This window comes from Desulfovibrio sp., assembly GCF_047607245.1.
Classification (GTDB): Bacteria; Desulfobacterota; Desulfovibrionia; order Desulfovibrionales; family Desulfovibrionaceae; genus Desulfovibrio.
In genome coordinates this window covers 1-6477 of record NZ_JASGDK010000126.1, presented here as the reverse complement: position 1 = coordinate 6477, position 6477 = coordinate 1, and the positions used below count along the sequence as shown (strand labels likewise).

The following is a 6477-nucleotide window of genomic DNA, read 5'->3' as shown; positions in this document are numbered from 1 at the left end:
GCCACGTAAGCCTTCACGGCTTCCTGGTCGATTTTGATGTCGTCCTTCCAGGTACCGACAACGGCGAAGTCAGAACGCGCCATGGCGCACACGCAACCGTTGGGACAGCCGTCGAACTTGAATTTGAACTTGTAGGGGAAGGCGGGACGGTGCAGTTCGTCCTGATAGTCCATGGTCAGCTGGTAGCACATATCCTGCGTGTTGTAGCAGGCATATTCGCAGCGGGACTGGCCAAGACAGGCTTCAGGAGTACGCAGGTTGGAACCTGAGCCGCCAAGGTCCACATTCAGGTTGTGAGTCAGCTCATGAAAGATCTCTTCAAGCTGAACGGTCTGGGTGCCAAGAAGCACGATGTCGCCGGTGGAGCCGTGCATGTTGGTCAGGCCGGAACCACGCATATCCCAAATGTCGCAAAGGCCGCGCAGGAAAGTACTGTTGTAGTATTTGCCTGAAGGCTGGGCAACACGCAGCGTGTGAAAATGAGCGACGCCGGGGAACATTTCGGGCTGGTCGCAGTAACGGCCGATAACGCCGCCTCCGTAACCGAACACGCCCACGATGCCGCCGTGCTTCCAGTGGGTTTCCTTGTCATTATAGGAGAGTTCAAGCACGCCAAGCAAATCTTCAGGAGCATCCACAGGGATCTGGTATTCAATATTTTTGGCGTTGGCCGCGCGCTGTGCGGCTTCCTGCTTGATGTCGGACACAAAGCTCGGCCAAGGGCCGCTTTCCAGCTGGTCCAACTGCGGCGTTGCAAATTTTGCCATTATCACACCTCAAAAGTTCAATGTTATTGTATGAGCAAGCAAAGCAGACAAGCGGCGCATGAAAAGCAGGTACGGCAAAATACCTCTATGCCGGGTGATCGATATCAGCTTGCTTCATCCCCCAAATAGGCCCCCCTGAAAACCAACAGGAGCAGCAGCAACGCAACTATGTATTCAAAAATCAAGCCGATTCATATTTTTTAATTTAAATCAGTAAGTTAAGTTCATTTTTCAATAATGGCCCTTGAATATTGAATGCTATATCGCTGTTTAAAACGATATTTCGTTGTTAATTGCATAATATCATTTGTCATGCCAAAGATCCTGCACCCTCCGCCGACAGGCTAAGGAATGCATGGAACGACAGCAGAGCAAACAGCGCCAACCTGCACAAACCTGAATTTCTTTGTTATTTATATTTAGAGCATTTCAATTTAAAAAATTTGAAATGCTCTAACGTTGCACGAGAATTCAGCGCGCTGCAACGCTGCACAGATTCTACCCCAATTGCACTTCTGCCCAATGACAACGTTGAGAACATACATCCCCAACGCTTAAGATGCTTTTTTGCGGCGTTTACCATCGCCCACAAACACCACTTGCACCTTACCACCGGGCGTCTGCATACGCATATCCCAAGGCTGTTCAAGGAGAGCATGAACTAACAGCATGATTCTTCCCTCCCTGGCTCTCTTCATGCGTGTCACGTTGAGTAGACATCGTGCGCTATTTTTGAAAATTAATTGTACATTGCCACTCTGCATTACTAAAAAAGTGAAAAAAATCTTTATTAACAAATTATTGGGGGGATACAGAAGAAAAATTTTCCCTTATATTTCCGTTTTTTTCGAGTATCGATATGTAATTTTTACTAGAAAAAAAAATCACATTTAATATTATTTTGTGAGTATACGCACATCAACCCAATACTTTTCATGACATGCCATTGACACAATAGAATCTGGGGTATAGCCATAAAAGAAAAGAGTATTTTTTGATGACAAAGTAGGTTTTGCCCTTGGTTTAACAGCCAGTTTAACGCGAACATTTGCATCGGTCTTCTGTTGAGCAACGGTCTTTTTATCCCAGGAGGCGTCCCAGCGTGACATCTCAAGAGTTGATTGACCTCATTTATATTGTCGTATTTTGCATGGGCGGCATTGCCTTTGCTGTCGGTCCTTTTGTTCTTGTGTATTTCCTTCAGCCAAGATCCACCCGAAATACCGTTGGCAAAACACTTCAGGTAGTGGAATGCGGCATGCCCCCCATTGGCGACGCCTGGATCAAATTCAGTGCGGTCTATTATCTCTACGCACTGATGTTCGTGGCCTTTGCCGTCGACATTCTGTTTCTGATGCCTGTCGCTCTTGTCTACAAAAGCCCGGGACCTGTGGGCGACATGCAGGCATTTCTGGAAATACTCATTTTTGTGGGCATCCTGTCTCTGGTTATTGTCTACGCATGGAAAAAGGGAGTGTTTCAGTGGCAACGCAAGACGTACTCGGATCAATAGTTCAGTTTTCGAAGCTGGATCAGCTTCTGAACCTGTGCCGGGCCAATTCGCTCTGGCCAATGACCTTTGGTCTGGCCTGCTGCGCCATAGAAATGATGGCTACCGGAGCTTCGCGGTTTGACCTGGCGCGCTTTGGGGCTGAGGTTTTTCGCCCGTCCCCGCGGCAGAGCGACGTGATGATTGTTTCCGGCACCATCAATAAAAAAATAGCCCCCGCAGTGCAGACGCTGTACGACCAGATGCCCGAGCCCAAGTGGGTTATCGCTATGGGCAACTGCGCCATTTCCGGCGGGCCTTTTGTGTACAAAGGACAGTACGGCATTGTTGAAGGCGTGGATAAGCTTTTTCCCGTGGATGTTTTTGTTCCCGGCTGTCCTCCACGCCCCGAAGCCCTCATTGAAGGCATACTCAAGCTTGAGGAAAAGCTTACGGGCAAACGCCGCTGGCCGCGCGTTGACCCCATTCCCCTGCCTGGTCCAGCAGCGGCCAGAGCAAAGGCGGAAGCTCAGGAAATCAACAAGATGCACGTACAGCCCGCACCGGAGCCGCCTTCAGGCAATGGCGCTTCCGTAGAGTCTCCCACGCAGGCAACTCCCGCCTCGGAGGTCAAGTCATGACCCAGCAAAACGCGACCAATGCAGCCCTTGCGGCGAACCTTGCCGCCCTGCCGGGAGCCGAAGTGCGTCAGGCGGATTACGCGGCAAAAGGCTATGATCTGGATGTAAGCCTGCCACCTGAAGCTCTTGTGCCAGCCGTGACCATTCTGGATGAGGCCGGATATTTTCTTGAGTCCATCACAGGTGTTGACTGGCTTGGCGAACAGGCAGCCCTGCGCAAAGCTGCCGAGGCGGCTGAAGCAGCCGAAGCCAACGCGCGTGCAGAAGCACAGGCAAAACTGGCCGAGGAAACAAAGCCCGGGACTGCGGGCAGCGAAGCGGCCTCAAGCGCGGCCCCAAACGCAGACACGGGCGCAGGCACAGGCGCTGCCACTCATACTGACGCAGTCCCTACCCCAAACACTGCCGCGCAGACGCCTCCACCGGACGCAGCCCCACTGCCCGAAGACGAAATTGAAGTGGTGTATGACTTCAACCGCTTTGAGTCGCGCCACAGAGTCGTCTTGCGTGTGCGCACGCCGCGCTCCCGGCCGCAGGTTCCCACAATACTGAATATCTATCCCATAGCCCACTGGCATGAACGCGAGGCCCATGACTTCTTTGGCGTCGTCTTCACCGGGCATTCCTATCTTGTTCCCCTGCTGCTGCCCGAAGATGCGGACTTTCACCCTCTGCTCAAGGATTACGGCGCATGAACGTTCTGCCACAATGCCCCATTGACGAATATTTCGTGCTGAACCTTGGGCCGCAGCATCCCGCGACTCACGGTGTGCTGCGCATCAAACTGGTTATGGACGGCGAGTATGTTTTCGAGGCAGAGCCGGTGCTGGGCTACATCCACCGCATGCACGAAAAGATGGCCGAAAACCGCACCTGGACACAGTTTTTCCCCAATACTGGCCGTATGGATTACCTGCATGCCCTGGCCTACAACCACGGCTACGCCTGTCTTGTAGAACGCGCCTCTGCCATCGAGGTGCCGGAACGCGCCGAATATATCCGCGTCATCACTGCTGAACTCAACCGCATCTCCAGCCATTTGCTCTGGTTCGGCGCTTTTGTGCTGGACCTTGGGGGATTTTCTCCCCTGCTCTACGCCTTTGACGACCGCGAGCACATTCTTGATCTTCTGGAATCCGTCACAGGCTCACGCCTGACATACTGCTATTTCCGCTTCGGGGGCCTTGCCAACGATATTGACGATGATTTTATCACGGGCACGCGCGCCTTTATCAAGCGCATGCGCAGGCGGCTGCCCAAATACCACGCCCTTGTCAGCAAAAATATCATCATTGTTAAGCGGCTGAAGGACATCGGCTTTATTCCGGCAGAAATGTGCCGCAAGTACGGAGCTACCGGCCCGGTGGCCAGAGGCGCGGGCATTGATTACGATGTGCGCCGCCACGAGCCCTATTCCGTCTACGACCGTTTCAACTTTGACGTGCCCGTTTACCACGAGGCGGATTCTATGGCCCGCTATATGGTGCGGATGGATGAAATCGAGCAGAGCTTGCGCATCATCGAGCAGGCTCTGGATCAGCTGCCCGACGGTCCCGTCATGGCGGCCAAGGTTCCCAAAACCCTCAAGCCTCCCAAGGGCGATTACTATCATGCGGTGGAAACGGCGCGTGGCCTGCTTGGCATGCGTGCCGTCAGCGATGGTACCAATACCCCCTGGCGGCTCAAGCTGCGCACCCCCTGCTTCGCCAACCTGCTGGTTTTTGGCGAGGCCAGCCGGGGTATGTTGCTGCCTGATGCCCTTGCCATGCTTGGCAGTTTGGATCTGGTTATTCCCGACATTGACAGGTGAGGACATCATGCTGCTGCCTGATCCCGAAGTACTGCGCCTTATTGCCTATCTTGTAGGATTTTTCGCCTTTGTGGGTCTTAATGCCGCCTATCTGGTCTGGCTTGAGCGCAAAGAGGCCGGGCATATCCAACGGCGCATCGGCCCCAAGGAGGTAGGCCCGTTTGGCCTGTTGCAGCCCCTGGCCGACGCGCTCAAGCTCATGAGCAAACAGGTCTTCATCCCGCAAGGGGCTGACCGGGTTCTCTACCTTGTGGGCCCAGTGCTGGTTATGACTCCGGCCTTCATGAGCTTTGTCACCATTCCCTACGCTGAAAATCTGGGCGCGCGAAATCTGAACCTCGGCCTTCTGGCCATATTCGCATTCGCCTCCATAAACGTGCTGGGCCTGCTGCTGGGCGCGTGGGGTTCGCGCAACAAGTACGCCATCATTTCAGCGGCCCGCGTGGTTTCACAAAACGTGGCCTATGAAATTCCCATGCTGCTGGTGGTGGTGAGCCTTGTGATGGTAACCGGATCCCTGAATCTGCATGAGATCGTCATGACTCAGGCTGGCGGATTCTGGAACTGGAATGTACTGCGGCTTTCGGCAAGCCCGCTTATGCCCGTGGCCTTCATCATTTTTTTCATCTGCATGCTGGCTGAAACAAACCGCGCGCCATTCGACATGGCAGAGGCCGAAAGTGAGCTTATAGCTGGCGCTTTTACCGAATACGGCGGCATGGGCTTTGGCGTGTTCTTTATGGGTGAATACGCCAATATGGTGGTGGGCAGCAGTATTCTGACCATTCTTTTCCTCGGCGGTTGGGGCTGCCCTCTGGGCCTGTGGCCCGGGGTCCACTGGTTTCTTATCAAGCTTTACGCCGTCATTTTCACGGTCATCTGGATACGCTGGACCTTCCCGCGCACCACATTTTACGGCTTGCTCAACCTTTCATGGAAGGTGCTCATTCCCATAGCCCTTGCAAACCTCATTCTTACGAGCGCGTTGCTCAAGGTATTGTAATCATGACTGCCTACTTCAAAGACATTCTGGGCGGCGCATGGAGCCTGGCAGTGGGGATGTACATCACCCTGCGCTATTTCTTCAAGCCCGTTGTGACCAGACAGTACCCCTATGAGGTTCTGCCCATTCCACCACGCTATCGCGGGCATATTGACCTTGTGTATGACGAAAAAACCGGATCGGACAGATGCATTGTTTGCGGAGCCTGCCAAAAGGCCTGCCCCTCGGGCTGCATTGCCCTGACAGGTGAAAAGCCGGAGGGGGCCAAACAGAAAAAGCTTACCACCTATGAACTGGATTTCACCAAGTGCAGCCTTTGCGGACTGTGCGTTGAAGCCTGCCCCACTGATGCCCTGGCTTTTTCCAAGGATTACAATCTGGCTGGCGTAAACGCTGAAGAATACCGCTTCGACCTTGTCAAAAGACTCAAGGAGCGTCCGTAATGCCCACATCCGATGCTTTGCAGATCATTGCCGGGGTTATCTTTCTGGTCTTTGTGGCGGCGACATTTTTTGGGGCTGCCGTGGCTGTGACCACACGCCGCCTCATACGCAGCGTGGCAGGGTTGGCACTGTGCCTTCTGGGCGTGGCTGGCATTTATTACTACCTGTCCAGCCCCTTTTTGGCCTTCATGCAGATACTCATCTACATCGGGGCTGTCTGCGTGACGCTTGTTTTTGCCATCATGCTGGCCGAACGGTCGCACCGGACGCAGATGGAGCAAAAAGGGCCGCTGGTGCTGGCTCTGGGCACACTGGGTGGCAGTG

The 6477-nt window shown here is 53.7% G+C and carries 7 protein-coding genes and 1 pseudogene; 7 read left to right on the top strand and 1 reads right to left on the bottom strand.

Features of this window, described 5'->3' with window-relative positions:
- Window positions 1-767, bottom strand: a 767-nt coding sequence (gene dsrA, locus QM579_RS10275; RefSeq protein WP_414999062.1) for a dissimilatory-type sulfite reductase subunit alpha, incomplete at its 3' end; no start/stop codon positions are given.
- A 1102-nt stretch (window positions 768-1869) separates the two neighbouring features.
- Here dsrA and QM579_RS10270 point away from each other — a divergent pair.
- The 7 genes and pseudogenes from QM579_RS10270 to QM579_RS10240 all read left to right on the top strand — a co-directional run.
- Window positions 1870-2280 carry an NADH-quinone oxidoreductase subunit A gene (locus tag QM579_RS10270; protein WP_414999061.1) on the top strand — a complete coding sequence of 137 codons (411 nt, stop codon included), beginning with the start codon at window positions 1870-1872 and terminating at the stop codon, window positions 2278-2280.
- Window positions 2229-2729: pseudogene (locus QM579_RS10265) on the top strand (NADH-quinone oxidoreductase subunit B); the annotation flags it as partial. The gene QM579_RS10270 and the pseudogene QM579_RS10265, both read left to right, overlap by 52 nt.
- Before the next feature lie 164 nt (window positions 2730-2893).
- The gene (locus tag QM579_RS10260) at window positions 2894-3592 is read left to right on the top strand and encodes an NADH-quinone oxidoreductase subunit C (RefSeq protein ID WP_414999060.1); all 699 of its coding nucleotides are present in this window, start codon (window positions 2894-2896) and stop codon (window positions 3590-3592) included.
- Window positions 3589-4707, top strand: coding sequence for an NADH-quinone oxidoreductase subunit D (locus QM579_RS10255; RefSeq protein WP_414999059.1), 1119 nt, complete (start codon window positions 3589-3591; stop codon window positions 4705-4707). Before QM579_RS10260 ends, QM579_RS10255 begins: the two co-directional genes overlap by 4 nt.
- Before the next feature lie 7 nt (window positions 4708-4714).
- Window positions 4715-5710 carry an NADH-quinone oxidoreductase subunit NuoH gene (gene nuoH, locus QM579_RS10250; RefSeq protein WP_414999058.1) on the top strand — a complete coding sequence of 332 codons (996 nt, stop codon included), beginning with the start codon at window positions 4715-4717 and terminating at the stop codon, window positions 5708-5710.
- A 2-nt stretch (window positions 5711-5712) separates the two neighbouring features.
- A complete protein-coding gene (locus QM579_RS10245) occupies window positions 5713-6153 on the top strand; it encodes a NuoI/complex I 23 kDa subunit family protein (protein ID WP_414999057.1) in 441 nt (146 codons plus the stop codon).
- A partial coding sequence (locus QM579_RS10240; protein ID WP_414999056.1) for an NADH-quinone oxidoreductase subunit J occupies window positions 6153-6477 on the top strand: 325 nt, incomplete at its 3' end. The genes QM579_RS10245 and QM579_RS10240, both read left to right, overlap by 1 nt.

Bases quoted from the DNA above. Each gene is read 5' to 3' on its own strand.
- QM579_RS10260 (WP_414999060.1), top strand. From the start codon at position 2,894: ATGACCCAGCAAAACGCGACCAATGCAGCCCTTGCGGCGAACCTTGCC.
- QM579_RS10255 (WP_414999059.1), top strand. From the start codon at position 3,589: ATGAACGTTCTGCCACAATGCCCCATTGACGAATATTTCGTGCTGAAC.
- nuoH (WP_414999058.1), top strand. From the start codon at position 4,715: ATGCTGCTGCCTGATCCCGAAGTACTGCGCCTTATTGCCTATCTTGTA.
- QM579_RS10245 (WP_414999057.1), top strand. From the start codon at position 5,713: ATGACTGCCTACTTCAAAGACATTCTGGGCGGCGCATGGAGCCTGGCA.